Source organism: Pseudomonas sp. F220 (assembly GCF_057813935.1).
Map to the genome: position 1 here is coordinate 70,265 of NZ_JBVASJ010000022.1, position 23,532 is coordinate 93,796.

A 23,532-nucleotide genomic window follows, 5' to 3' on the forward strand; every position below is an offset into this window, starting at 1 on the left:
TCTTGGCGATATCGACAGCCGCGAAAGTTTCGGGGGAGTATCGGAATACCCCCGTCGTCACAGGACAAGAATCAGCGGTTAGCGCGCAGCGACTCGACAAAGCCGGCGATGCGTTGGCAGGCGTCTTTGAGTGTGTCATCGGCGACCGTGAAGGAGATCCGCACAAACCCTTTGGCGCTCGCACCGAAGGCCTCGGCATCGAGCACCGACACGCCGGTCTGGCGGAACAGCTGCCAGGCGAAGTCCATGCTCGAGAGCCCGGTACGCCGCACGTCCACCAGCATGAACATACCGGCTTGCGGTACGCGGCAATCCAGGTCAGCGACCCCGCGTAAGCCAGCAACCACCAGATCGCGTCGACGCCGATAGATTTCACACGCATGGCTGACCACCGGCTCATCCAGTTCCAGTGCCTTGAGTGCGGCTTCCTGAATAAATCCCGGCAAGCCGTAAAGCATGCACAGCAGCAGGTTATCCAGGTGGCCGATCAAGGTCGGCGGGGCGACCACCCAGCCGACGCGCCAGCCGGTCATGGCATGGGTTTTCGACAGGCTGTTGAGCACCACGGTGCGCTCGGCCATACCCGGCAACGACGCAATGCTCAGGTGTGGGTGGTCATAAGTGATCTGACCGTAGACCTCATCGGAAATCACCCACAAGTCATGACGCAGGGCGACTTCGGCCACAGCTTCCAGTTCTTCACGGCTATAAACGTTGCCGGTGGGATTGCACGGTGTCGCCAGGGCGATGCCGCGAGTCTTGTCGGTGATCGCTGCTTCCAGTGCAGCCTTGGTCAAACGAAAACCATTGGACGCCGGTTGTTCGATGGTCGCGATGCGGGCGCCGGAAGCGTGCATGCAGGCTTCGTACGTCAGGTACATCGGCTCTGGCACCAGCACTTCGTCACCCTGGCTGAACAGGCACAACGCGGTGGCGAACAATCCGTTCTGCGCGCCGGCCACCAGCGCGACGTTTTCAGCTTTCACCGGGACGCCTTGCAGGATGCTTTGCTTGGCGGCAATCGCTTCACGCAGCAGCGGTCGGCCGAGGACGTGGGTGTAGTGGGTGTCGCCCTGGCGCAGGGCCTCGACTGCGGTCTCGCAAATCGCGCTGTCGGTGGCAAAGTCCGGGTCGCCGATGCTGAGGACAATCACATCCTCGCCGCGACCGCGGGCTTCGATGGCCGCGTAATGAATGTCCCAGGCGCTGACTGACTCGCCGCTAATGCGCTCGACAAAAGGTGAATAACGCATTGTGTTCTCCTCGCTGGTGATGACCGCCAGCGTCAACTGAAATAGGGTAGGTTCAGGCCTGGCGCTGTGGGACTTTGCCCAGGCGCGAGAAGCCGTGTTCGATCACAAAAGCCAGAACGATGTAGACCACCGCGACGGCCAGCAATGGCTCGTAAACCCGCAGGGTCTGGGCCCGCACCAGGTTGGCGGCGCCTAACAGGTCGGTGACCGCCACGGTCGAGGCCAGCGCGGTGGCCTTGAGCAGCAGCACCGATTCACCGACCAGGGTCGGACGAACCATCTGCAAGGCGCGGGGCAACCACACGCGGCGCAAGACCATAAAACGCTTCATGCCATAGGCGCGGGCCGCTTCCAGTTCACCGCGAGGCACCGCACGCAGGGCGCCGCGCAACACTTCGCCAACGTAGGCGCCGACACACAAAATCAAGGCCAGCGCCACGTACCAGAAACCTTCACGCAGGTACGGCCAGATAAAACTGCCGCGAATCGGCGGGTACGCGGCGAACAGGCTACCGACGCCGTAATACAGGATGTAGATCTGCACCAGCAGCGGTGTACCGCGAAACACGCTGGTGTAGGCGCGCATGCTGCCGCTGATCAGCGGGTTGGGCGACAGCCGCCCCAGCGCCACCAGCACCGCGAGAATAAAACCGAAGAAACCGGAAATTCCGAGCAGCTTCAGGGTGATGCCGAGGCCGTGCAGCAGCTCGCCGGCAAAACTATTGATCCAGGAAAAATCCATAGGGCGAACTCCTTACTACTGCGGCATCCAGCGATTGATACGCCGCTCGAACAGCCGGAAGGCCCCGTTGGACACCAGGGTGATGATGAAATAGACCGCCGCTACCGCGAGGTAGAACACCAGGTAATGCTTGGTCGACCCGGCAGCTTGTTTGCCCACTGAGAGCAGTTCGCTGTAGCCGACGATGCTGATCAACGCACTGTCCTTGACCAGCACCAGCCAGAGGTTGGACAAACCGGCCATGGCATACGGCAACATGCTCGGTAGCAGCACCCGGCGCATCAGCAACCAGCGCTCGATGCCGAATGAACGCGCCGCTTCGATCTGGCCAAAGGGAATGGCCTGAATCGCACCGCGGATAATCTCTGCCGAATAGGCGCCCTGAACGATCCCCAACACCAGCACCGCCGCCACGAAACCGTTGACCGTGACAACGGGTCTGTCCATCGCTGCCATCGCCATGTTCAACAGGTCGGTGCCGGCGTAGTACAGCAACAGAATCAACAGTAATTCCGGTATCGCGCGGTACAGCGTGGTGTAAACGTTGGCCAGTCGAACCAGCCAGCGCGGGCCCTTGAGCTTGATCATTGCCACCACCAGGCCAATGCTCAACCCCAGCACAAAAGCCCCCGCGGAAATCTGCAGGGTCACCACGGCCCCATGCATCAGGGCGTTGAGCCAGCCGTCGGCGACGAACAGCTGGGTTATCTCGGACAAAGAAATCATGGCGTATCCAGTCGAAAAGAAGCGCTTTAGCCGTACGGTTTACTGGGCGGCTTATTTTGCAGAGATGTCGACACTGAAGAAGCGGCTACGGATCTTGTCGTAGGTGCCGTCTGCTTTCAGCGACGCCAGCGCGGTGTTGATCTTGTCTTTGAGGGCGGTATCACCCTTGCGAATGGCGGCGCCGATACCCGAACCGAACAGTGGATCCTTGGGGGCCAGACCTTTGTCGGCCAAACCGGCGCCGGCAGGGGTTTTGATAAAGGGTTCGATCGTCAACGCGTCAGCCAGCATCACGTCAATCCGGCCGCTTTGCAGGTCGGAGGTCATGTCGTCCTGGGTGTTGTAGTAGCGCAGAGTCGAGCCTTTGGCGTAGTACTCCTTGATAAAGGTCGCGTTGGAGGTCGAGCCCTGCACGCCAATCACTTTGCCTTTGAGGCCTTCAGGCGTGGTGACCAGGTCCAGGCTCTTGTCGGCTACCCACATGGCCGGGGTCTGGTAGTACGGCTGGGAGAAATCGATGACTTTCTCGCGCTCGGCGGTGATGCTCATGGAGTTGAGGATCACGTCGATCTGGCTCGATTGCAGGGCCGGGATCAGTCCGTCCCAGGACACTTCCTTGAGCGGGCACTCAGCCTGCATGCGCTCGCACAGCGCCTTGATCAGTTCCGGCTCGAAGCCGTTCCAGTCACCATTACCGCTTTTCATGGAAAACGGCGGGTAGGGTTCCTGGGCAATACCGAAAACGATTTTTTCTGCCGCGACGGCGTGCTGTGCCAGCACCGCGAACAAGCAGCCACCGGCGAGAGTCTTGAGGATTTTTTTCATGGCTTTACCCTTTATCGAAGTTATTGTTTTCAAGGATTGAAGCGGTCAATCAGGTGCGGTTTTCCTGCGCCATGACGAACTGGCGGCAACGTTCACTGTTGGGGTTCAGGAAGACTTGTTGCGGCGTGCCTTCTTCTTCCACCAGGCCTTGGTGGAGAAACATCACCTTGCTCGACACATCTCGGGCGAAGGCCATTTCATGGGTGACCAGAATCATCGTCCGACCTTCTTCGGCGATGCCCTGAATCACCTTCAACACTTCGCCCACCAGCTCCGGGTCCAGCGCCGAGGTGGGTTCGTCCATCAACAGCACTTGCGGGCGCATTGCCAAGGCACGGGCAATCGCCACGCGCTGTTGCTGACCGCCGGACAGGAATGAAGGAAAGACGTTGCGTTTGTCTGCCAGACCGACTTTCTCCAGCAGGTGCTCAGCGTGGGCGATGGCGTCCTTGCGATCCTCGCCCAACACGTAGACCGGCGCTTCGATGACGTTCTCCAGAACCGTGCGGTGCGGCCACAGGTTGAAGCTCTGAAAGACCATGCTCAGTCGGGTACGAAGACGCGCCACTTGTTCCGGGTCGGCAATCAACGGGTTACCGGCGCGGTCCTTCTTCAGGCGCACTTCTTCGCCGTTAATGCGCAGGCTGCCGCTGCAAGGGATTTCCAGCAGGTTGATGCAGCGCAGCAACGTGCTTTTGCCGGAGCCGCTGGAGCCGATCAAGGAAACCACTTCACCTTCGTTGGCACGCAGGGAAATGCCTTTGAGGACATGGTGATCGGCGTAGCTCTTGTGCAGAGCGTCTATCGCTACCACCGGATTTACGGAGTTGGACTGCAAGTGCAAGGGTCGTCCCTCTTGTTTTTGTAGTGGTGCCGGGCATCACAGACGAGCCGTGGTGGCTGCCGAGAATAGCTAATGGCACAAGGGGGTCAATCGAGCATTTTTTGTGCAACCGTGAAATTAAATTCAACAGTTGCCCGGCGAGCTGAGAGTTTTGCCTGCTATGTCTGTCGGACAATTCCCGTTATCGTGCAGGCATGTTCTCTAACCACTTTCCCCGGTGTGATCCAGACCTATGCGTTTCCCTTCCATGACTGCTTTGCGGGCGCTGGATGCGGTGGCCCGACTGGGCAGCGTGTCCGACGCTGCCAGCGAGCTGAACCTCACGCCCAGCGCCATCAGCCACCAGATCAAGAGTCTGGAGCAGACCCTTGGCTTCGCCTTGACCGAGCGCACCGGGCGCAACATTCGCATCACCTGGCAGGGCGAGCGCTACGCTCGGGACATCCATTTGCTGCTGGCCAATATTCTTGAGGCGGGCCAGCGCTTCGATGGTCAACAGGTCAGCGGGCGGCTGTGTATCAGCAGCCCGGCAGGGTTTGCAACGTATTGGTTGTGCACCCATATCGCGGAGTTCCAGGAGCTTTATCCACAGGTCGAACTGCACCTCATTTCACCGCGCACCCCGGATGACACCAGCGATAACACGGCCGACCTGTTCATCGCCTACGGTATGGGTGACTGGCCGAACCAGCATGTGCAGAAAATCGTCTCGCTGCGGTTTTTTCCGGTGTGCAGCCCGCGCCTGGTCAATACCATGGGCGGTTTGAAAACCCCGGAAAACCTGGTCGGCGCGCCACTGCTGCACATGATCGATTACTCCGACTGGCGAGTCTGGCTGGCCGCCGCTGGCGCGCCGAACGTGGACGTGCAGCGAGGGATTGTGTTTGCCGACGCGCATTTCGTGCAGTCGGCTTGTATCGCCGGTCAGGGGATTGCCATGGGTGACAACCTGATCAGTGGCGAGGCGCTGACCAAAGGGCTGTTAGTGCGTCCGTTCGAAACCGAAATTGAATCCAACCGGGGTTATTACCTGGTCGCCGATCAGCAGAAAGTCGAGCGCCCGGTGGTGCAGGCGTTCAGCGACTGGGTCAAGTCGCAGTTGGGTGGCATCGTGGGGCTGCGTTCGGAAGTACGTCGCCCGCTGAAAACGTGAATTTTATTGTTCAATCGCCTCGAAATTTTTTGATTGTTGGTGAGCCTCCCTCGGCACTACTGTCCTGCGAATGAATACCTGCCGATTCGCTCGATTCCTTTCGGCGCAGAACAATAAGAGGAGTGTTAGATGACCACCTGTGCCCAGTCGCTGGTTCGCTTGCTTGAAGGTTACGGCGTAGACACCGTGTTCGGGATTCCCGGGGTGCATACCGTCGAACTGTACCGGGGCCTGCATGGCAGCCGTTTGCGCCACATCAGCCCGCGACATGAGCAGGGCGCCGGTTTCATGGCCGACGGTTATGCCCGCGCCAGCGGCAAACCGGGCGTGTGCTTCATCATCACCGGGCCAGGCATGACTAACATCCTCACGGCCATGGGCCAGGCGTATGCGGACTCGGTGCCGATGCTGGTGATTTCCACCACCAATCGCCGCGAGCACCTGCGTCTAGGTCACGGGCATTTGCACGAGTTGCCAGACCAGCGGGCGATGGTCGCCGGCGTCTGTGCCTTCAGCCACACCCTGCAGTCGCCGGCGGAACTGCCTGAATTGTTGGCCCGCGCCTTCGCCATTTTCAAATGCGCCCGACCACGGCCGGTGCACATCGAAATCCCGCTGGACGTGCTGGACATGTCGGCCGACGACCTCAACCTGATGCCACGCAGCCTGCCCGGGGCCCCGGCCCCGGCACCGGCCTCGCTGCACGCGGCGCTGAACCTGTTGAATGAGGCGCGCCGTCCATTGATTCTGGCCGGTGGCGGGGCGCGTGACTGCGCCGAAGTCCTGCAGCAACTGGCCGAGCGCCTGCAAGCGCCGGTCGCGTTGACGACAAATGCTCGGGGCTTGTTGCCGGTCGGCCATCCACTGCTGCTCGACGGTGTGCAGTCCTCGGCCCATGGTCGGTCGCTGTTCGACGAAGCCGACGTGATCCTCGCGGTCGGTACCGAACTCGGTGAGACCGACTACGACTTTTTCGGCCTCGGACCACTGAAATTCAAGGCGCCGTTGATTCGTCTGGACATCGATCCGATGCAGGTCATGGGCGTGCAGCGAGCTCATGTCGGATTGGTCGGCGATGCCCGCGAAGGCTTGCTTGCGCTCTTGGCCAATGTTACGGCACCGGTTCAGAGTGGTCGTTGGGCGCTGGACAGTGTGCAGCGGGTCAACCAGTTCGAGCGCGACGGCTGGACGGCCAAGCAACAAGGTTTGCAAGGGTTGCTCGATCTGCTGCGCGACAGCCTGGTCAATCCGCTGATCGTCGGCGATTCCACGCAACCGGTGTACCAGGGCGCGGTGGGCTACCAGTCGCCGAAACCCAACAGTTGGTTCAACGCCGGAAGCGGCTACGGCACCCTCGGCTACGGTTTGCCTGCGGCGATTGGCGCCAAACTGGCCAAACCCGAGCACGCAGTTGTCGCGTTGGTGGGGGATGGTGGCCTGCAGTTTTCCTGCGCAGAATTGATCGCCGCCCGTGAAGCCGGTGTGGGCGTGATCATGGTGCTGTGGAACAACCAGTGCTACGCCGAAATCCGCGACTACATGCAGGCCCGCGAGATCCCGCCGCTGGGCGTAGACATCATGACCCCGGACTTCGCGGCCATGGCCCGCAGCTTCCACATCGACCACCATGCTCCGCAAGGTCCAGAGGCGTTGCGTGCGTTGCTGCTGGAGCTGGCCTGCACGAAAGCGCCGGTGATGATTGAACTGGATGCGGCGGTGTATCTGGCGTCGTAGGGCGCATATTCCCCGTAGCAGCAGCCTTCGGCAGCTGCTACGGACCGTGTCGTCGTCTTAACTGGCTGGCATTAAAACAAGCCAGCCCCTGACATCCCGACAATCAGCGGTTACGAAGCCTTTCCTGCATAAAGTCCATGACCTTCAACGATTGGTAGATGGCATTGGCCGCCAGCAGCCCGAACGGGCCGCCGTTCCAGTCCAGAAAGTAGGGCTTGAACAGTTGATAGCGCTCGCTCTCGCCGCACACCGCCTCTGCAATCACCCGTCCGCCGATGGAACCGGTGTTCAAACCGTGGCCGCCAAACGATGTACAGGCCCAGACGCCTGGTTCAAGAAGACCCAGATTCGGCATCTTGTTGGTTGAGTAGCCCATCAGTCCCGACCAGGCCAATTCAATCTTCGCCGATGCCAACTGGGGATACACCGACACCATGTCGTGCTTAAGCATGGCGGCCAAAGCCTGTTCGTTCTGTTCGTTGCGGGTGGTGATTCGGCCTCCCCAGAGCAAACGGTCGCCTTCTACCACCCGGTAGTAATCCGAGGCGCGGCGATCGTCTGAAAACGCCGCGCCGGAATTCAGGATGTGCTTGATCGAGTCGCCCAAATGTTCGGTCAGCACCACGTAGGTGGCGATCGGCAAATAGGCTCGGCTCAGCTTCTGCAACTCGTTGCCGCCGTAACCGCCGGCGCAGAAGATCAGGTCCTTGCAGCGCACACTGCCGCGGGCGGTTTGTACCGATTTGCCGGCACCTTCCCGACGCCAGGCAAGCATTTTTGAACGTTCGAAAATCCGACCTTGGGCACGTTCGATAGCACTGGCCAACCCCAGGCAATAATTCAAGGGGTGGAAGTGAAAGGCCCGTGGATCCTCAATACCCTGATAGTACTTTTCGGTGTGGGCCAGCGCTCGGACTTGGACGGTATCCAGAAAATTCAATTCATAACCGAAGTCGCGTTGCATGCTCTCGACGTAATTTTTCACCGCTGGGCCGTCGTCGTAACGTTTGACCCGAATCGTACCGGGAGACGGGTCGCAACCTTGCAGCGCCAGCTCGGTAATATTGTTCCTGACAATATTGACCCCCTCCACCGACAGCTGGAACAAAGCTTTGGCGCTCTTGAGCCCAAGCTTTTTCCGGATAGCGCCAGATCCCTCCGCCCAACCAGGGGAGACCACGCCGCCGTTGCGTCCGGAGGCTCCCCAGCCAATCCGGTGCGATTCAAGAACGATCACCCGCTTGCCGCGTCGGGTCAGCTCCAACGCGGCCGTCAAACCCGCAATACCGGCGCCGATGATGCACACATCGCATTCTTCATCGGCCAGCAATTCAGCTCTGGCGTCGTTCTGGAGCGAGGTCTGGGAGTACCAGGTTTTTGGATAGGGCATAGTCATCCAGTCTCAGGGAACGGCCTCAAAAGATCGGGGAATTATCGAAATTCCCCGACCACCCGCTTACTTCACCGTCGAGTAATCAACGCCGTACCACTTGGTGGACAGTTTGGTCAGGGTGCCGTCCTTGTGCATTGCACCGATGACTTCGCCCAGTTTGGCTTTCAACTCCGGGTCGCCCTTGTCGATGGCAATCGCCAACGGCTCGTAGAACACCACCGAGTTGTCCACAGCCTTGAGCGGGTAGTTCTTTTTGACGGCCGCTTGCAGGGTGCTTTGTTGCGTGAGGATGGCGTCGAGGCGCACGCCGTCACCCAGACGCAGGTCATCCAGCGGTGCCAGCGAACCTGAATAGGTGCGCAGCTTTCCGGCCTTGACGTCGTACTTGAACGGCGGAATATCCGTCGCCTCGATGGCCAGGGATTGGTTGAGGTAGTCCTCGGAAGTTGTCCCGCCTTCTACGCCGATGGTCTTGCCATTGAGCGCGGCACGGCTGTTCAGGGCCGAGGTGTTATGCACGGCAAAAACATACGGGACGTAGTAGTAAGTGGCGGGGAAGTCGAGGAGCCGGGCGCGGCTGTTGGTGGCGGTCATGGAACCGACGGACATGTCCCAACGACCGTTCCATTTGCCGGCGGTAATCACATCCCAATCAGGGGTGACGAATTTGACTTCGACGCCCAGGCGCTTGGCGATTTCTTTCGACACATCGATATCAAAACCGTCAATTTCATTCTTGTCGTTGATGAAGCCCTGCGGAGGCCAGGTGGCGGACGTGGCGACCGTCATCACTTTGCCGCTCTGGATTTTATCCAGCACGGGACCTGCGTTAACGGCGCCGACAAACAACACCGACATCAAGGCCGCGAGCGTTACAGCACGTTTATTCGTGAGCATGTCCATCTCCGTGTCTATTTATTGTTTTAGGGCTGGGTGTTCAGGAACTGAAAATCAGTGACCGATGATCTGCGAGAGAAACTTTCGGGCGCGTTCGGTTTGCGGGTTTTTGAAAAACTCGGCTGGGGTGGCTTGCTCGATGACCTGCCCCTGATCCATGAACAGAATGCGATCGGCGACCTTGCTGGCGAAGCCCATTTCGTGGGTGACGCAAATCATTGTCATGCCATCAGTCGCCAGTTCACCCATGACCTCCAACACCTCATGGACCATCTCCGGGTCAAGGGCCGAGGTCGGCTCATCGAACAGCATCACCTTGGGGTTCATGCACAGCGCCCGGGCAATGGCGACGCGTTGCTGCTGGCCGCCGGAGAGTTGTGACGGGTATTTGTGGGCGTGCTCGGCAATTCGCACCCGCTCCAGATACACCTGCGCGCGACGTTTGGCCTCGGTGGAAGAGACCCCTTGCACCAGTTGCGGGGCCAGGGTCAGGTTGTCCAGCACACTCAAATGCGGGAACAGGTTGAAGCTCTGGAACACCATGCCGATCTCGCGACGCACGGCGCTGACGCTTTCAGCTTCGCTGGTGAGGGTGATGCCATTGACGCTGATATGGCCCTTCTGGAAGTTCTCGAGATGATTGATGCAGCGAATCATCGTCGATTTGCCCGAGCCCGATGGGCCGCAGACCACCAGAATCTCGCCGGTCGCGACGTTCAGATCGACGTCTTGCAGCGCGTGAAAATTGCCGTACCACTTGTTAAGACCCGTAATGGAAATCATCGAGTCCTGGGCCTTGGCGACGGGATTCGCTTTGGTTGGCAGTTGTTCAGCTGTATGGGTGCCTGTCATCACGTCTCAACCCCTCACGGTGGATCGATTGACCCGTTTTTCGATCCTTGCCTGAACCCTTTCGAGCACGAACGACATGGCCCAATAAATCATTGCGGCGGTGATCAGCATTTCCAGGTGACGGAAGTCCGCGCGGCCCTGGGTCTTGGCCAGGTACATCAGCTCCCAGACGCCGATGACCGACACCAACGAGCTGTCCTTGAGCATGGCGATGAACTGATTGCCGGTGGGCGGAATGATGACCTTCAGGGCCTGGGGCATGATCACCTGGGTCAGGGTCTTGAACGGGCTGATGCCCAGCGCCCGCGACGCTTCCCATTGTCCGACGGGAATGCTCTGAATGCCGGCCCGGAAGATTTCCGTCATGTAGGCGCCATAACACAAGGACAAGGCCAGGATGCCGGCGGGCACCGCATCGACCACATAGCCCAGTTGCGGCAGCCCCAGATAGATCAGGTAGATCTGGATCAGCAGCGGGACACCCCGAAAAAACGAGGTATAGAAAGACGCCAGAGCGTTGGCCAGACCGTTGTTCGAGAGCTTGGCTACCGCACCGATCAGCGCCAGGACAAAGGCAATGACGATCGCCACCGCGGAAATGTAAAGCGTGGTCGCGGCGCCCTGAATGATCAGAAATCCGACTTTATCCAGGATGAAGGAGTAGGAGAGGTTGAATGTATCGAAGAACGCCATGAACAAAATGAACAGCTCAATCCAGACCACCGTGGTCTGAACCTTGAGCTTCAAGCGTCCGAGTACATGGAAGTTCAGCGTGCCGAGCACGGCAATCGCCAGCCCAACCGCGATATTCCGATAGGCCAGGGTACCGGGTTCACTGCCGAAAATCGGCTGCACAAGATGACTGATGGCAGTGTTACCCAGGTTCATCAGGTAAGCGCCGAGGAACAGCACCACTGCTACACCGAGGAGGAATCTAGGATCGTTGGACTTCTTTTTATAAATTATGTTGTCGTGATACATGGATGCCTCTGGCTTGAATGTGTCGTTGATCTCGTTCAGGTAGAGGGGGCTGGGCAAGTAGTACGCTGCAATATTGGGCACTACAAGCGACCATAATTCGTTATGTCAGTCGCTGAGGGCATTAAGAAATTGGCAGAAGAGGGGGAGCAGTCGAGGGTGAAAGCTGTGGGGGCAATGCCGGTAAGCTAAGGAATTTCAAGCTCGGCACAATTCCTGTAGCAGCTGCCGCCAGGCCGAACGCAGGCTTCGCCAGCTGCTACAGATTGCGTAACGGCTTAACTCTCCGATGTTGGAGCTTGCCCCTCGCCACAGGTTCTGTGTCTAACGCTTGATCGCACTACTTCCCAGGCGAATTCAGATTCATCGACCGAATGGCCAACTGAGCCGCCATTTCCTCATCCACCGGCAGCGAAAAGCGAAAGGTCGCTCCCTGCCCGGGAATATCGATCAGCCGGATCTCGCGACCATGCAATTGCAGTATCCGATGCACGATGCGCAAGCCCAGTCCGCCATCACGCCGTGCGCCGCCGATGTTGAACGGGCGCAGGAACAAACCTTCGCGCAGTTCGGGGGCGATGCCCGGGCCGCTGTCGCTGATCGTCACTTCTACGAATGGCCCTTGGGGCACGAGGCTGACTTCAACTTCGCCGCTGATCGGCGTATGCCGCAGCGCGTTGTCCAGCAGGTTGGTCAGTACCCGTTCGATCAGGCCGAGATCGGCACAGACCGCTAACCCGCTGGGGGCGAAGTTGGCTTTCAGTGCGATCTGCCGCGCCTCAGCGGTGAGTTCGAATTTCTGGAAGACATCCTGCACCAGATCCGTCAGCGAAAACCGCTCCAACACCGGCTGCACGAAACCATGTTCCAGGCGCACCAGGTCCAGCAGCGATTGCGCCAGACCGCCAACCTTGCGGCTCTGATCGAGAGCGATGCCCAAATAGCGGCGCCGCTCCTCCGGGGTCAGTGAGGCGTCCTTGAGTGACAGGGTTTCGAGATAACCATGCAACGACGCCAGCGGTGTGCGCAGGTCGTGGGAGATATTCGCCACCAGTTCCCGACGCTCCTGATCCTGGCGTGTCAGCGAGCGCCATTGTTCACCCAGGCGGGTTTGCATTTGTCGAAAGGCCGCGTCGAGCACGGCGATTTCGTCATGGCTGGTGGCTTTGTCCGATGCGTCTGACGCCGGAGGTGAGGGCGGGGCAGCGGGTGCACCGTCGATGTCGAAATGGGCGACGGTCTCGGTCAACCGGCGCAAGGGGCGGGTGATCAAGGCAAAAGCAGTGAGGCCGGCGATCAGGCACAACAGCGCCACCAGGCCAATCGACCAAAGCGCCGTAGTGAGGGCCACGCTGGTGGCGCCGCGCTCGGCAAATCGGTCATGTTCCTCGCTGAGCAACACCACATAGAGGTAGCCCGCCTGCTGGCCGTTGACCTGTAACGGCGCGGCGCTGAACACCTTGCGCCCGTCGACACTGCGCGGGTCGTCGCCAAGAATCGGCAAGGCGTCGCCGTTGAGCAACCGATGCACCGGCGCCAGATCGACCTGTTCGCGGCGCATGCGTCCTTCTGGCGCGGCATTGCCGACGATGCGCCCGTTGGCGTCGAGCAGATAGACCTCGACACTGGGGTTGACCAGCATCAGCTGGCTGAACAACTGGCGCACGGCGTTCGGCATCAAGCCGTTGGCGTCCATCAGTTGGGTGTCGTGGGCAATGTGCTGGGCCAGATCACGAGACAACCCTTGCACCACTTCAAGCTCATGCATCGTGTTTGAGCGCACCTGTATCCAGGCCGAGGTGCCGCAGCACACCAGCAACAGCATGGCGAACACCAGTGACAGGCGTTGCGTGAGGGTCAGTCTCATGGCTGATCCTCCGTTGCAGCGAATTTATAACCACGGCCCCACACCGTCAGGATCCGCGCCGGTTGCGCCGGATCGGCCTCGATCTTGGCCCGCAGACGATTGATGTGGGTGTTGACTGTGTGCTCGTAGCCTTCGTGACTGTAACCCCACACGGCGTTGAGCAGGTCCATGCGCGAGAACACTTTGCCCGGCTGCCGGGCGAAGAAATACAGCAGGTCGAACTCGCGCGGCGTGAGGTCCAGGCGCCGGCCATCGAGTGACACATCGCGGGTCAACGGGTCGATAAACAATCCGCCGGAGGTCAGGCTGCCGGCGTCCATTTTCAGATTGCGCGCCATCGCGTCGACCCGTCGCAGCAGCGCCTTGACCCGCGCCACCAGCTCCAGCATCGAAAACGGTTTGGCCAGATAATCGTCGGCACCCAGCTCGAGACCGAGAATGCGGTGCAGTTCGCTCGATCGCGCACTGGTGATGATGATCGGTGTGTAGCGGGTCATGGCGCGGGCGCGGCGGCAGATTTCCAGACCGTCGACGCCGGGCAGCATCAAGTCGAGGATCAGCGCGTCCCAGCCACCCTGTTCCAGCAGGCGCAGGCCTTCATTACCATCGGCGCTGTGCACGACCTCGAACTGCTCATCGCGCAGATGCAGCGAGATCAGGTCGGCGATGTGCATATCGTCCTCGACCACCAGGACACGTTTGGGCTGATCCATTGAAACTACATCCTGCGCCAGGCAATGATTGGCATTGTGCGGGTTTTCCGTGGGCCGAGTTATCACGAATTGTTTAACTTGGCGTGAGGATTTAGCGACCACCTCAAGCCTAGGCTGTCTCTAGGGTCTGTTGACGTTTGGTGACGACCGCGACGGAGGCCCACTTGGCGCAGGGCAAGGCGCGAGGAACGTGGTTTGGTTGTTCCAAATAAGTTCCGAGCAACGCAGCCCTGCGCCAAGTGGGCCCCGTCCCTTCGGGTTGCGTGCCAACTTGCGCGAGGCTGCGTTGCGGGATTTGCTAAGGGAACAACCATTGGCGGCATCCCGCGCCTTGCCTCGCACACGTTGGCACAGCAACGCGGCTCGCCACCAAACGTCAACAGACCCTATTGCAAAACACTGCGATTTTTTGGAGAGAGCCATGTTTTCTCGGCGACAGTTCCTGATAGCGGGCGGCGGCCTGGGCATTGCGGCGCTGGTCATCGGTGTGCTGCCCAGGTTGACGACCAGTTCGGCAATGGTCAGCTCTGCCAGCGCAGGCGAATCCTTTGAGGTGACCCACAGCGACGCCGAATGGCGCGCCATGCTTAGCGCCGAGCAGTACGCAATCTTGCGCGAGGAGGGCACCGAGCGCGCCTACACCAGCCCGCTGAACGATGAACACCGCGAAGGCACCTTCGCCTGCGCCGGTTGCGATCTTCCGCTGTTTTCATCCAGCACTAAATTCGACAGCCGCACGGGTTGGCCGAGTTTCTGGGCACCGCTGGACCACGCGGTGGCGACCCGAGAGGACCGTTCGTTCGGCGTTCTGCGCAAGGAAGTGCATTGTCGGCGGTGCGGCGGCCATCTGGGGCATGTCTTCGACGATGGGCCAAAACCGACCGGCCTGCGCTACTGCATGAACGGTCTTGCCCTGACCTTCGAGCAACACTCGGCATAAACCCATGGGAATGCCCCTTCTCTCACTTCATACAGGTCGACGCTATGTGGCTTCTGGTTCTCGCGTATCTCGGTGGCGTACTGACGATTGTCAGCCCGTGCATTCTGCCGGTGTTGCCCTTTGTCTTCGCTCGCACCGGGCAGCCGTTTTTGCGCAGTGGCTTGCCGCTGCTGGCGGGGATGGCCCTGACCTTCGCGCTGGTCGCCTCACTGGCGGCGGTGGGCGGCGGTTGGGTGGTGCAAGTCAATCAGTACGGTCGCTGGCTCGCGTTGCTGTTCGTTGCGCTATTCGGGCTGACGCTGTTGCTGCCGCGCCTGGCCGAACGTCTGACCCGGCCACTGGTGGCGGCCGGCGGTCGTCTGTCGGAAGCGGCGGGCACCGATTCCCGGCCACGTCCCGGTGCCTCGTTCTTGATCGGCGTCGCCACGGGCCTGCTCTGGGCACCGTGCGCGGGCCCCATCCTCGGGCTGGTGCTGACCGGCGCAGCGCTGCAAGGGGCAAGCATCGGCACTACCTTGCTGTTGCTGGCCTACGCCGCGGGTGCCGCGACTTCGCTCGCCGGTGCACTGCTGCTGGGCGGTAAAGTTTTTGCCGCGATGAAGCGTTCCATCGGTGCCGGTGAGTGGGTGCGCCGTGGTTTAGGTGCTGCGATGCTGGCTGGCGTCGTGGCCATCGCCCTGGGGCTGGACACTGGCATTCTGGCGCGGGTCTCGACGGCCTCCACCGGCGGTATCGAACAGGCGCTGGTCGGCCGACTGGCCGGGAAAGCGCCGCCCAACAGCGGTGCGATGATGGCGCAAATCCCGCAGTCCCAGGATCAGCCCGGTTCGAGCATGATGGCCGCAGGCGGCGCGATGAAGATGGCCGTGAAAGAGGCTGCGGCATTACCGATCGAAGGCAATCTGCCGTCGCTCGACGGGGCTGTGCAATGGCTCAACTCGCCGCCACTCACCACCCAGGCCTTGAAGGGTAAAGTGGTGTTGGTGGATTTCTGGACCTACTCCTGCATCAACTGCTTGCGCACGCTGCCGTACGTCAAAGCCTGGGCCGAGAAGTATCGCGATCAGGGCCTGGTGGTCATCGGCGTGCACGCTCCGGAATTCGCCTTTGAGCGCGACGTGGGTAACGTGACCAAAGCCATGAAAGATCTCGGCATCAACTACCCGGTGGCGATCGACAACGACTACAAGATCTGGCGCGCCTTCAACAACGAATACTGGCCGGCGCATTACTTTGCCGATGCTCAGGGGCGTATCCGTTACCACCATTTCGGTGAAGGCAACTACGCCGAGTCGGAGCGGGTGATTCAGCAATTGCTGCGCGAAGCCGGTGCCGCGAAAGTTGCGGATGGCCTGATCAACGCGGATGCCCAAGGCGTGCAACGGGCCCCGGCCATGAACGAAGTGCAATCACCGGAGACTTACCTCGGCTACCAGCGCGCCGAACATTTCGTACCGGTCGACAGCTTGGCACCTGACAAGGTCTCGGCTTACAGCCCGCCGTCTACGCCGACCCTCAACGATTGGGGGCTGGAGGGCAAATGGAACGTTGGCTCCGAGCAAGCCACGCTGGCAGCCCCGGCCGGTCGAATCGTCTACCGCTTTCATGCTCGGGATTTGCACTTGGTGCTGGGCCCAGGCCTTGACGGCAAACCCGTGCGCTTCAAAGTCACCCTCGACGGCCAAATGCCCGGCGCGGCCCACGGTACTGACGTAGCCCCCGACGGCACCGGCACCGTGACCGAGCAACGGCTTTATCAGCTCGTGCGCCAACCGGGCGATGTTGGGGATCGCACGTTCAGCATTGAATTCCTCGATTCGGGTGTGTCGGCGTATGCGTTTACGTTTGGTTGAAAGCTAGCCCGTGGGGCACTCTGGATTTTAGCGACCGCTGCGCGGTCGATCGCGGGCAAGCCTCGCTCCTACAAGGAGGATATTCGACCCTGCGGCTTGCGCGGTCATCTGTAGGAGCGAGGCTTGCCCGCGAAGGCGGCGTGACATGCAGCGAAGAGCTTTCGCCGGACCTATTTATTAAGGAGTCACCTCCATGAAAACCACATTCAATTTTTCACGCCCAACTTGGCGCCGCACCCTGCTAGGCCTGGCCGCGGTCACCTTCATCGGTCAATGCTCCGCCTTTTCCTTTGGCACCACAGAAGACGCAGTCCTCATCGCACCGCCTGCCCTGGACGAGCCAGCCAGCAAATCCAACACTGAAACCGCAGTATTCGCCGGCGGTTGCTTCTGGGGCGTACAAGGCGTGTTCCAACACGTAAAAGGCGTCAAACGAGCCGTCTCCGGTTACGCCGGCGGTGCCGCCAACACCGCACAATACGAACAGGTCAGCGACGGCAACACAGGCCACGCCGAATCCGTCGAAGTCACCTTCGACCCTGGCCAAGTGACCTACGGCACCTTGCTGCAGATCTACTTCTCAGTCGCCCATAACCCGACCGAACTGAATCGTCAGGGTCCCGACACCGGCACTCAATACCGCTCGGCGATCTTCCCGGAAAACAGCGAACAGCAACACGTCGCCCAGGCCTATATCGCCCAACTCGACGCGGCGCATTCGTTCAACAAACCGATCGTCACCAAGCTCGAAACCTACAAAGGTTTCTACCCGGCCGAGGACTACCATCAGGACTTCCTCACAGAGCACCCGACCTACCCTTACATCGTGATCAACGATATGCCGAAGGTGGCGCAGCTTAAGCAGCTGTATCCGGAGCGCTATCAGGAGCAACCGGTGTTGGTGAAGGCGGGGAGGTAGGGGGGGCCAATCATTTCAAGGAAGAGGCGTCGAGCGCAGAACCTGTGGCGAGGGAGCTTGCTCCCTCGCCACAATTGATCACCAGCTTCCGTAGGGGATGCCATATTTCTCGATATAGCGTTTGGACTTCTCGGACTGTGGGTAGAAGTTTCCTCCAGACTTTCCAAGATGCGGGCCCAATGGCTCCACCTCGGCCTGGGCGCGGGCAACTTTGATCGCATTGGCGCAGTTATCCCGCACCCACACCTGCACGATACCGCCGGGGGCAAGCCCTATGATGACCGAGGCCATGAAGCGGGCGGTCCGTTCCGGAGTTTCTGGACAGCGCCGGTGGGTTGAGGTGTGCATGATCTGTCGGGCTTCTTGCGGGATCTCCACCCAGGTGCGGTAGGTCTGCGGCTCTACCACTGATTGCCAGCGTACAAAAATGCGTTGGGGTAAGTCTGCACCCACCACGGCTCTAATGCTCCCTCCAACGCCTCCAACGCCTCCAACACCTCCACCCCAGCCCCTTGCTGACTCAATGCTGTTCTCGGGTTCTCCACCGGCCGCCCCGCCGCCGCCGGTACGTCGAAACAGCGTTCCGTTGATGTCGATAACGGCAGTGTCTTCGACCCACACTTTCATGTAATACGGCTCGGTAAAACTGAGGCTCCACCAAATATCCTTAGGGTCGTTTTCACCCGACAACGGGTCTACGGCCTGACAGCCGCTTATCAACAGCATGGCCAGCAGGGTGATAAATACTTTCATCACAGGAGTGCCCATTCGGGGACGTGGGGATGTTGCACACGCACGGCATCTGACGTGGGCGCATTGATATAAAGGAGCTTGGGGGCGCTTTCGGTTTTGCCGAGCGGATGGTTCCAGTGGGCCGAGGTATGGATATACCGCAGCTTAAGCTGTGTGTCCTCGGCCGGCGTGATGCTGTAGTCGCCGGCGACAAACCTGTCACAGAGCGGCTGGAGCTCCGAGGGAATGCTGTAGTTTTGGTCGTTCTCATCAATGACGTCGAACCGCACGCCTTGTTGTTTGGCCAACGCGTACATAACCCGCAGGTACACCCGCGACAGCGAGCCGCTCACTGGGCGCTTGAGCTGCACACCGACATACACCCGCTGCTTGCGGGGCCCCATAAAATCCTGCTTGTCAGCCTCCAGCAAGACAGGTTCTGGTGTGACGATCTCCAACATCGTCGTGGGCCAGCCCTGAGCGATCATCCTGTTTTTTTGCTGCATCGCATCTCGATAGATCGAGGTGTTTTTTACATCGCTCCCCTTGTCCACTGTCAGCGCTTGCATCGGACTGATCAGTACACATTCCTCGGCCTCTTCCAGATAACCACCGCCAATGTCCGAGTGCGCACCGGGCAGGGTGATTTCAGGATGGTCAGGCTTGACCCGGCTCAACGGGAAATTGGCGCGCTGCTCGTCACGAGCAACCAGGTGCACGACATCAGTAAAGTATTTGCGCGACAGGTGGAGTTTGAGCCCCGGCGCGATCGCGCTGCTCACATTCCCCAGGTTGGTCAGGCCGGCAATGGACGCCACGGTATCGAACAGGCCGATAAAGCCCACATGGATATCGTTTTTGTACTGATCATTAAAGGTGGGGCTAAAGGCCTTGGCATTGCTGCGCAGCACATCGCCCAGCGGGCCTTGTTTACCCCGCACGAGCTCATTGGCAAAATGCCGCGCCGCCGCTGCGCCCCGGCTGAAGCCGAAGGTGTCGAAAATCAGATAGCTGATTTCGCCGTTGGAGTTTTCCTTGGAAATATCTTCGATAAGCCCTTTGATACGGTTAAACACCTGCTGCACGCGTCCTGCCACCCCAGTGTCACCGCGCCCCGTGCCGGAGCCCATTAGGCTGTCCTTTTGCCCCGCTTGGGTACCGATGCCGTCGACGTAGATCTTCCGCGAAACCAGCTTTTGCTGACTTTCGCCTTCCACTTCTTTGGATTCCAGATAAAGCTCAAACAGCTTGGCCACATTGCTGACATCGTTGCCATAACTGCTGTCCGGATCGGACATGTACGGTTTGCAACTGGCATCGAGGTCCTGGGGTTTGATCGCGTGTTGGGCACCGCAGGTCATGCCCATGGCAGTGTTGTTGGCGTTGTTGCCAGTGCCATCGAAAAACACGCCAATGCGCAGGGTGATTTTTACTTTATCCGGTGGTGGGGCAGGCTTTTTCCCGTGCTTCTCGTACTCAGCCCAGTATTGGGCATGCAGATCGACCGGCTCGACGGTTTTGAGCTCTGCCGCGCGTTTTTTCTTGTCGATATTGGCTACGTATCCACTCATTCCTTGACACCTGATCCATGATTGAACAATCACGCCACTCAACCGACACGGCTAACACGAAGTGGCTTTAGCCCGACAGGTACGCCGCTAGACGCGTTCCTACCGGGAGGGGCGCGCAGAGACTAGCGGACTGTCCAAAGGGATTGATGTAGGAAGGGTCTGAACTTTGGTGAAGGAGGGCAGAGGGAACTGGCGTTGGATCACCTCAGGCTTCGTCACCTGTTCTGGTATTTGGCCAGATCGATCAACGTCTCTGAGCACTACGAATATTGTCGCTGCAGTTGCTACGGCGTAGCGCTGGGGCTTTCAGCGGAAGTGGAAGCGAAGTTTCTTCATGGGAATGCTCGGCGGGTGTTTCGGTTGTGGCGGGCCGATTCAAGGCCTGACCTTTCACGGCGTGTAGGGGCGCTCACCCAGACTTTCTACTAATCGAACAAGGTACCCGTCCGGATCCTGGACCAGAAACTCACGCTGCCCGACTTCGACCGCATCCGCTCGATACCAGACGTCTTCACACGTCTGGAACAGAGGCCATTGCACCGCGGCCAACCGATGGAGAACAGGTTCGACGACATCGACGGTAATCTGAAGATTAATGCCTCTTCCCAAGGGCGCTTCAAGTGCCCCGGTCACCCACTGGAGTTCGAGAGGGTCATACTGCTCCAGCATGATTTGCGCGCCATCCAGATCCAGATAGGCAAACCCGACCTCCGGACGTTCATAGGCCACTCGAAATCCGATCAAGGAGGTCCAGAAATCAAGACTCTTCTTGATGTCGGCGACAATCAGCTCAGGGACCAGCTTATTCCGTGAAAACATACCTATCCTTAATGAATGTTTATCCGGTTGAATAATCGCCCATCTGCCCTAGAGCGTGGAAGCTATTCGCTCGGCCCGGATTTGGCCTTCTCAATCGCCGCCTTGATATTCGGCACCGCGTAGCTGCTGTACCAATGATTCATTCCGCGGATGGCCTGCTGCGCGGGTGCGGCGTCGTGTGCGCCGATCAGCTCACCGCAGGCCTGGGCCATGGCAACCAGTATGCGGGCGGCCTCAGGCACATAAGGCAGGGCAACGCCCTTATCGTGGCGCTCCTGAATGATCTTGTAGCGAATATTTTCCGGCAGCGTCCAGGCGCTGATCAGGAACTCCTGTACCGAGTATTCCTGACCCTTGATCTCAACAGTGGCCGATCGATGCTGCTCGCTGTAGCCAGCGTTTTCGATCTGCTCGCAGCTGTCGATAACGGTGTTCATCATCTCCCGGATCTGATTCCAGTCAGTTTTCATTTGAATCTCCATTTCACGTTGTTCGATTGAGCGCGTGGTTATTCACTCCACCCGCGCCAGCTATCCTGATGTCTGTCACGCCGTATACCGGGCCCGGATGAAAAAAGGCATTGTAATGCAAAGCTTTTCTTAGTTTTGGGGCCGGAGGAAGACTGTAGTGTCTTAGTATTTACATGGCGTGTGAGCGTGATTCTAGATCTAGGGATACAAGTGGGGATACATCAAGAAGCTTGCTGTTTTTGCCTCCTCTCGAAAAACCAGCGCCTCATCTGTAGCCAACCGATTTTTACATCGAATGGCGCTAACGTTGAGCGTCAGCTCTGTAGGGCTCCTTGCGAACTAGAGTGTGAGCTTAAAAAATGTTCTTCGTGAGCCACTCAGCACCTTGAATGAGTTCCTGCACCTGTTCCTTCGTGGGCTCAGAATCTTTCCTATGGGTACAGAGGTTACGAAGATCTGCCAGAAATGAGATCTTCCTCCAAGCAGGCGTGTCTATGATGGACGATTTTCGCCATCTCGGTGGTAGCTGCCCAACCCAATCCTTCATAGACCGGTTTACCTACCTTCGTCGCATGCAGCACCGCGAAACTCAGCCCGCGTTGGACAAACTCGGCTTCGGCCAACTTCATCAGGGCAGACGCTAGCCCCCGGCGTCGGTAGGCGGGTTCGACGTACACATTTAGCACATAGCCGCGCTGATCCAGGGTCGGATGGGACGGATGGGGCGGCCAGTCGATGTTCATCAAGCCCATAGCAGCCACCGGCTGCTCGCCCTCCATCAGCGCGAAACCGTAGTAGCGCCCATCGAGCAAACGCTCGCGCAACCAGGGTCGGAAGTGCTCGGTCATCAACCGCAGTGCCGATGGCTCTCCCCCCGCTTCGAGGAACATCGTCTCGCGGTGTACACAGATGAGTTCGAGGTCATTGGGAATTAACCGACGTGCCGTCAACCCTGAAAAATCAATACCGTCGGGAATCTCATTCATCGCATGCACCTTGGTAAAGCAGACGATGCTAGATTGGATTAAATGGCAATGTCAGACACAGAGTCATCTAAAAATTTGCATACAGTGATCACCGCGCGTAGCAGCCGCACCGCGTTGCCTTGCCGGGAAGCCAAACGGACTGCACTGAATGACACAAGCCCAATCGACCACCCAGTCAAGCCGGCTCAGTCAGTGGCGCAGCCTTCTCCGGTGGTTTTATCGAGCCAATGTAAACCGCAAGGAGGGTGAGCAACGCACCGCTGATTTGCAGCGCAGAACTGGCTTTATTCAAGAAGGCGACATCGATGAAGTAGGTGATCACCGGCTCCAGCAGCAGAATCAAACCGGCCAGGCCCAAACTAATGGAGCCAATCGAACGGTTGACCAATAGCCAGCCAACAAACTGCACGAGCGCGCCATAGATAATCAACATGAACAGCGTCTGTTGATCCGCAATAACCAGACTTTCTCCATTCGCGACGGCGTAGCCCAGCAAAACCAGAGCCGCCCAAATACTCAGGTTAAGCATTTGGGCGATCTTGTCTCCGCCGCCATCGGGCAATTGGGTGTTGATCTTCAGGAAATACACGCAAATGGCATAAGCCAAGCCCGACAGTACTCCATATATAACGCCCTTTATCCCTACCGTCGTGGTCATCTCAGGTAGTAGCAACATATACAGCCCGACGAACGCCAAAGTGATCGATACCACAAAGTAGATCGAGGGTTTTTCTTTCAGTAGATAAAGTCCCAGGAAAGTCATAAAGAAGACTTGGCAATTAGTCAAAATCGAACCAATGCCCGGGCCGACGATGTAGATACTCTGGTGCCAGAGAATCAAATCAACCGCTAAAAACACGCCCGCCAGCGCGGTGTATAACCTGGCCTTGCTGTTTTGTAACTTTGCCGGGGTTTTGCGAAGTTTCAAAAACAGATAAAACAACACCGAGGCAAACAGCATCCGATAAAACCCGGCGCCTCCTGCTCCAATATGGGCGAAGGCCACCGCCAAGGCAGAAAGGCTGAGCATCAAGCCACCCACCGTCAACTCAAGTACAGCCCTGTTGGTCGACATAGCGACTCCACTGATGGTTAGGCAACACCCTGATTTAGCCGCGCAGCATTAACGTTGCGGGCGCGCTAGTGTCCTGTCTCTTAAATAAGTTTCTAGCCTGAGCTATGCTTCTGTGGTCAGTCAGTACTTGGAGTGATCACATGAACTCTCAGGACATCGTGCTCAGTGAAGACGAACAAATTGAACTGAG

General features: G+C 58.8%; 22 protein-coding genes. 5 read left to right on the forward strand and 17 right to left on the reverse strand.

Annotation, left to right across the window (positions count from 1 at the left end; translation table 11 throughout):
• Positions 1-71: 71 nt before the first annotated feature.
• Genes ACZYSM_RS18890 through ACZYSM_RS18910 form a run of 5 tightly spaced genes read right to left on the reverse strand, consistent with a single transcriptional unit; the run spans position 72 to position 4,390 of the window.
• The gene (locus ACZYSM_RS18890; protein ID WP_489073417.1) at positions 72-1,253 is read right to left on the reverse strand and encodes a pyridoxal phosphate-dependent aminotransferase; all 1,182 of its coding nucleotides are present in this window, start codon (positions 1,251-1,253) and stop codon (positions 72-74) included.
• Positions 1,254-1,305: 52 nt separating this feature from the next.
• Positions 1,306-1,995, reverse strand: coding sequence for an ABC transporter permease (locus ACZYSM_RS18895; protein WP_489073419.1), 690 nt, complete (start codon positions 1,993-1,995; stop codon positions 1,306-1,308).
• Positions 1,996-2,010: 15 nt separating this feature from the next.
• A complete protein-coding gene (locus tag ACZYSM_RS18900; protein ID WP_489073421.1) occupies positions 2,011-2,721 on the reverse strand; it encodes an ABC transporter permease in 711 nt (236 codons plus the stop codon).
• 51 nt (positions 2,722-2,772) lie between these two features.
• A complete protein-coding gene (locus tag ACZYSM_RS18905; RefSeq protein WP_489073423.1) occupies positions 2,773-3,546 on the reverse strand; it encodes a transporter substrate-binding domain-containing protein in 774 nt (257 codons plus the stop codon).
• A gap of 49 nt (positions 3,547-3,595) precedes the next feature.
• A complete protein-coding gene (locus tag ACZYSM_RS18910; protein WP_489073425.1) occupies positions 3,596-4,390 on the reverse strand; it encodes an ABC transporter ATP-binding protein in 795 nt (264 codons plus the stop codon).
• A gap of 232 nt (positions 4,391-4,622) precedes the next feature.
• On the opposite strand from ACZYSM_RS18910, the gene ACZYSM_RS18915 reads away from it, so the two are divergent.
• Positions 4,623-5,543, forward strand: coding sequence for a LysR substrate-binding domain-containing protein (locus ACZYSM_RS18915; RefSeq protein WP_489073427.1), 921 nt, complete (start codon positions 4,623-4,625; stop codon positions 5,541-5,543).
• A 129-nt stretch (positions 5,544-5,672) separates the two neighbouring features.
• Complete coding sequence (locus tag ACZYSM_RS18920; RefSeq protein WP_489073429.1) at positions 5,673-7,277, forward strand: 5-guanidino-2-oxopentanoate decarboxylase; 1,605 nt, start codon at positions 5,673-5,675, stop codon at positions 7,275-7,277.
• A gap of 103 nt (positions 7,278-7,380) precedes the next feature.
• On the opposite strand, the gene ACZYSM_RS18925 is transcribed toward ACZYSM_RS18920, so the two are convergent.
• From ACZYSM_RS18925 to ACZYSM_RS18950, 6 genes are all read right to left on the reverse strand, one after another.
• Positions 7,381-8,667, reverse strand: a complete 1,287-nt coding sequence (locus ACZYSM_RS18925; protein WP_489073459.1) for an NAD(P)/FAD-dependent oxidoreductase — start codon at positions 8,665-8,667, stop codon at positions 7,381-7,383.
• A 66-nt stretch (positions 8,668-8,733) separates the two neighbouring features.
• On the reverse strand, positions 8,734-9,567 hold the full coding sequence (locus ACZYSM_RS18930) for a transporter substrate-binding domain-containing protein (RefSeq protein ID WP_489073431.1): 834 nt from the start codon (positions 9,565-9,567) through the stop codon (positions 8,734-8,736).
• A gap of 54 nt (positions 9,568-9,621) precedes the next feature.
• Positions 9,622-10,350, reverse strand: a complete 729-nt coding sequence (locus ACZYSM_RS18935) for an amino acid ABC transporter ATP-binding protein (protein ID WP_489073461.1) — start codon at positions 10,348-10,350, stop codon at positions 9,622-9,624.
• A 75-nt stretch (positions 10,351-10,425) separates the two neighbouring features.
• On the reverse strand, positions 10,426-11,400 hold the full coding sequence (locus tag ACZYSM_RS18940; protein ID WP_489073463.1) for an amino acid ABC transporter permease: 975 nt from the start codon (positions 11,398-11,400) through the stop codon (positions 10,426-10,428).
• 337 nt (positions 11,401-11,737) lie between these two features.
• Positions 11,738-13,264 carry a sensor histidine kinase gene (locus ACZYSM_RS18945; RefSeq protein WP_489073433.1) on the reverse strand — a complete coding sequence of 509 codons (1,527 nt, stop codon included), beginning with the start codon at positions 13,262-13,264 and terminating at the stop codon, positions 11,738-11,740.
• The gene (locus ACZYSM_RS18950; RefSeq protein WP_489073435.1) at positions 13,261-13,977 is read right to left on the reverse strand and encodes a response regulator transcription factor; all 717 of its coding nucleotides are present in this window, start codon (positions 13,975-13,977) and stop codon (positions 13,261-13,263) included. The genes ACZYSM_RS18945 and ACZYSM_RS18950 overlap by 4 nt, the downstream gene beginning before the upstream one ends.
• 421 nt (positions 13,978-14,398) lie before the next feature.
• Between ACZYSM_RS18950 and msrB the strand changes: the two genes are divergently transcribed.
• The 3 genes from msrB (at position 14,399) to msrA (ending at position 17,689) form a co-directional block, all read left to right on the forward strand.
• Positions 14,399-14,917 carry a peptide-methionine (R)-S-oxide reductase MsrB gene (gene msrB / locus ACZYSM_RS18955; RefSeq protein WP_489073437.1) on the forward strand — a complete coding sequence of 173 codons (519 nt, stop codon included), beginning with the start codon at positions 14,399-14,401 and terminating at the stop codon, positions 14,915-14,917.
• Positions 14,918-14,961: 44 nt separating this feature from the next.
• Complete coding sequence (locus ACZYSM_RS18960; RefSeq protein ID WP_489073439.1) at positions 14,962-16,770, forward strand: cytochrome c biogenesis protein DipZ; 1,809 nt, start codon at positions 14,962-14,964, stop codon at positions 16,768-16,770.
• Positions 16,771-16,963: 193 nt separating this feature from the next.
• Complete coding sequence (msrA, locus tag ACZYSM_RS18965) at positions 16,964-17,689, forward strand: peptide-methionine (S)-S-oxide reductase MsrA (RefSeq protein WP_489073441.1); 726 nt, start codon at positions 16,964-16,966, stop codon at positions 17,687-17,689.
• 78 nt (positions 17,690-17,767) lie between these two features.
• Here the strand turns inward: msrA and ACZYSM_RS18970 are convergent, their stop codons facing one another.
• The 6 genes from ACZYSM_RS18970 to ACZYSM_RS18995 all read right to left on the reverse strand — a co-directional run bounded on the left by ACZYSM_RS18970 (position 17,768) and on the right by ACZYSM_RS18995 (position 23,342).
• Positions 17,768-18,442 carry a DUF2931 family protein gene (locus ACZYSM_RS18970; protein WP_489073443.1) on the reverse strand — a complete coding sequence of 225 codons (675 nt, stop codon included), beginning with the start codon at positions 18,440-18,442 and terminating at the stop codon, positions 17,768-17,770.
• Entirely contained in the window at positions 18,442-19,992 is a 1,551-nt protein-coding gene (locus ACZYSM_RS18975) for a phospholipase effector Tle1 domain-containing protein (RefSeq protein WP_489073465.1), read from the reverse strand. The genes ACZYSM_RS18970 and ACZYSM_RS18975 overlap by 1 nt, the downstream gene beginning before the upstream one ends.
• A gap of 390 nt (positions 19,993-20,382) precedes the next feature.
• Complete coding sequence (locus ACZYSM_RS18980; protein WP_489073445.1) at positions 20,383-20,811, reverse strand: bleomycin resistance protein; 429 nt, start codon at positions 20,809-20,811, stop codon at positions 20,383-20,385.
• A 62-nt stretch (positions 20,812-20,873) separates the two neighbouring features.
• The gene (locus ACZYSM_RS18985) at positions 20,874-21,281 is read right to left on the reverse strand and encodes a hypothetical protein (protein ID WP_489073447.1); all 408 of its coding nucleotides are present in this window, start codon (positions 21,279-21,281) and stop codon (positions 20,874-20,876) included.
• 446 nt (positions 21,282-21,727) lie between these two features.
• Positions 21,728-22,267: a GNAT family N-acetyltransferase gene (locus ACZYSM_RS18990; RefSeq protein ID WP_489073449.1), complete on the reverse strand. Its 540-nt coding sequence runs from the start codon at positions 22,265-22,267 to the stop codon at positions 21,728-21,730.
• Positions 22,268-22,442: 175 nt separating this feature from the next.
• On the reverse strand, positions 22,443-23,342 hold the full coding sequence (locus ACZYSM_RS18995) for a DMT family transporter (RefSeq protein WP_489073451.1): 900 nt from the start codon (positions 23,340-23,342) through the stop codon (positions 22,443-22,445).
• Positions 23,343-23,532: the final 190 nt, after the last annotated feature.

Excerpts from the sequence above, each read along its gene's own strand:
- ACZYSM_RS18890 (WP_489073417.1), bottom strand. The coding sequence starts at position 1,253 with ATGCGTTATTCACCTTTTGTCGAGCGCATTAGCGGCGAGTCAGTCAGC.
- ACZYSM_RS18895 (WP_489073419.1), bottom strand. The coding sequence starts at position 1,995 with ATGGATTTTTCCTGGATCAATAGTTTTGCCGGCGAGCTGCTGCACGGC.
- ACZYSM_RS18900 (WP_489073421.1), bottom strand. The coding sequence starts at position 2,721 with ATGATTTCTTTGTCCGAGATAACCCAGCTGTTCGTCGCCGACGGCTGG.
- ACZYSM_RS18905 (WP_489073423.1), bottom strand. The coding sequence starts at position 3,546 with ATGAAAAAAATCCTCAAGACTCTCGCCGGTGGCTGCTTGTTCGCGGTG.
- ACZYSM_RS18915 (WP_489073427.1), top strand. The coding sequence starts at position 4,623 with ATGCGTTTCCCTTCCATGACTGCTTTGCGGGCGCTGGATGCGGTGGCC.
- ACZYSM_RS18920 (WP_489073429.1), top strand. The coding sequence starts at position 5,673 with ATGACCACCTGTGCCCAGTCGCTGGTTCGCTTGCTTGAAGGTTACGGC.
- ACZYSM_RS18925 (WP_489073459.1), bottom strand. The coding sequence starts at position 8,667 with ATGCCCTATCCAAAAACCTGGTACTCCCAGACCTCGCTCCAGAACGAC.
- ACZYSM_RS18930 (WP_489073431.1), bottom strand. The coding sequence starts at position 9,567 with ATGCTCACGAATAAACGTGCTGTAACGCTCGCGGCCTTGATGTCGGTG.
- ACZYSM_RS18935 (WP_489073461.1), bottom strand. The coding sequence starts at position 10,350 with ATGATTTCCATTACGGGTCTTAACAAGTGGTACGGCAATTTTCACGCG.
- ACZYSM_RS18940 (WP_489073463.1), bottom strand. The coding sequence starts at position 11,400 with ATGTATCACGACAACATAATTTATAAAAAGAAGTCCAACGATCCTAGA.
- ACZYSM_RS18945 (WP_489073433.1), bottom strand. The coding sequence starts at position 13,264 with ATGAGACTGACCCTCACGCAACGCCTGTCACTGGTGTTCGCCATGCTG.
- ACZYSM_RS18950 (WP_489073435.1), bottom strand. The coding sequence starts at position 13,977 with ATGGATCAGCCCAAACGTGTCCTGGTGGTCGAGGACGATATGCACATC.
- msrB (WP_489073437.1), top strand. The coding sequence starts at position 14,399 with ATGTTTTCTCGGCGACAGTTCCTGATAGCGGGCGGCGGCCTGGGCATT.
- ACZYSM_RS18960 (WP_489073439.1), top strand. The coding sequence starts at position 14,962 with ATGTGGCTTCTGGTTCTCGCGTATCTCGGTGGCGTACTGACGATTGTC.
- msrA (WP_489073441.1), top strand. The coding sequence starts at position 16,964 with ATGAAAACCACATTCAATTTTTCACGCCCAACTTGGCGCCGCACCCTG.
- ACZYSM_RS18970 (WP_489073443.1), bottom strand. The coding sequence starts at position 18,442 with ATGAAAGTATTTATCACCCTGCTGGCCATGCTGTTGATAAGCGGCTGT.
- ACZYSM_RS18975 (WP_489073465.1), bottom strand. The coding sequence starts at position 19,992 with ATGAGTGGATACGTAGCCAATATCGACAAGAAAAAACGCGCGGCAGAG.
- ACZYSM_RS18980 (WP_489073445.1), bottom strand. The coding sequence starts at position 20,811 with ATGTTTTCACGGAATAAGCTGGTCCCTGAGCTGATTGTCGCCGACATC.
- ACZYSM_RS18985 (WP_489073447.1), bottom strand. The coding sequence starts at position 21,281 with ATGAAAACTGACTGGAATCAGATCCGGGAGATGATGAACACCGTTATC.
- ACZYSM_RS18990 (WP_489073449.1), bottom strand. The coding sequence starts at position 22,267 with ATGAATGAGATTCCCGACGGTATTGATTTTTCAGGGTTGACGGCACGT.
- ACZYSM_RS18995 (WP_489073451.1), bottom strand. The coding sequence starts at position 23,342 with ATGTCGACCAACAGGGCTGTACTTGAGTTGACGGTGGGTGGCTTGATG.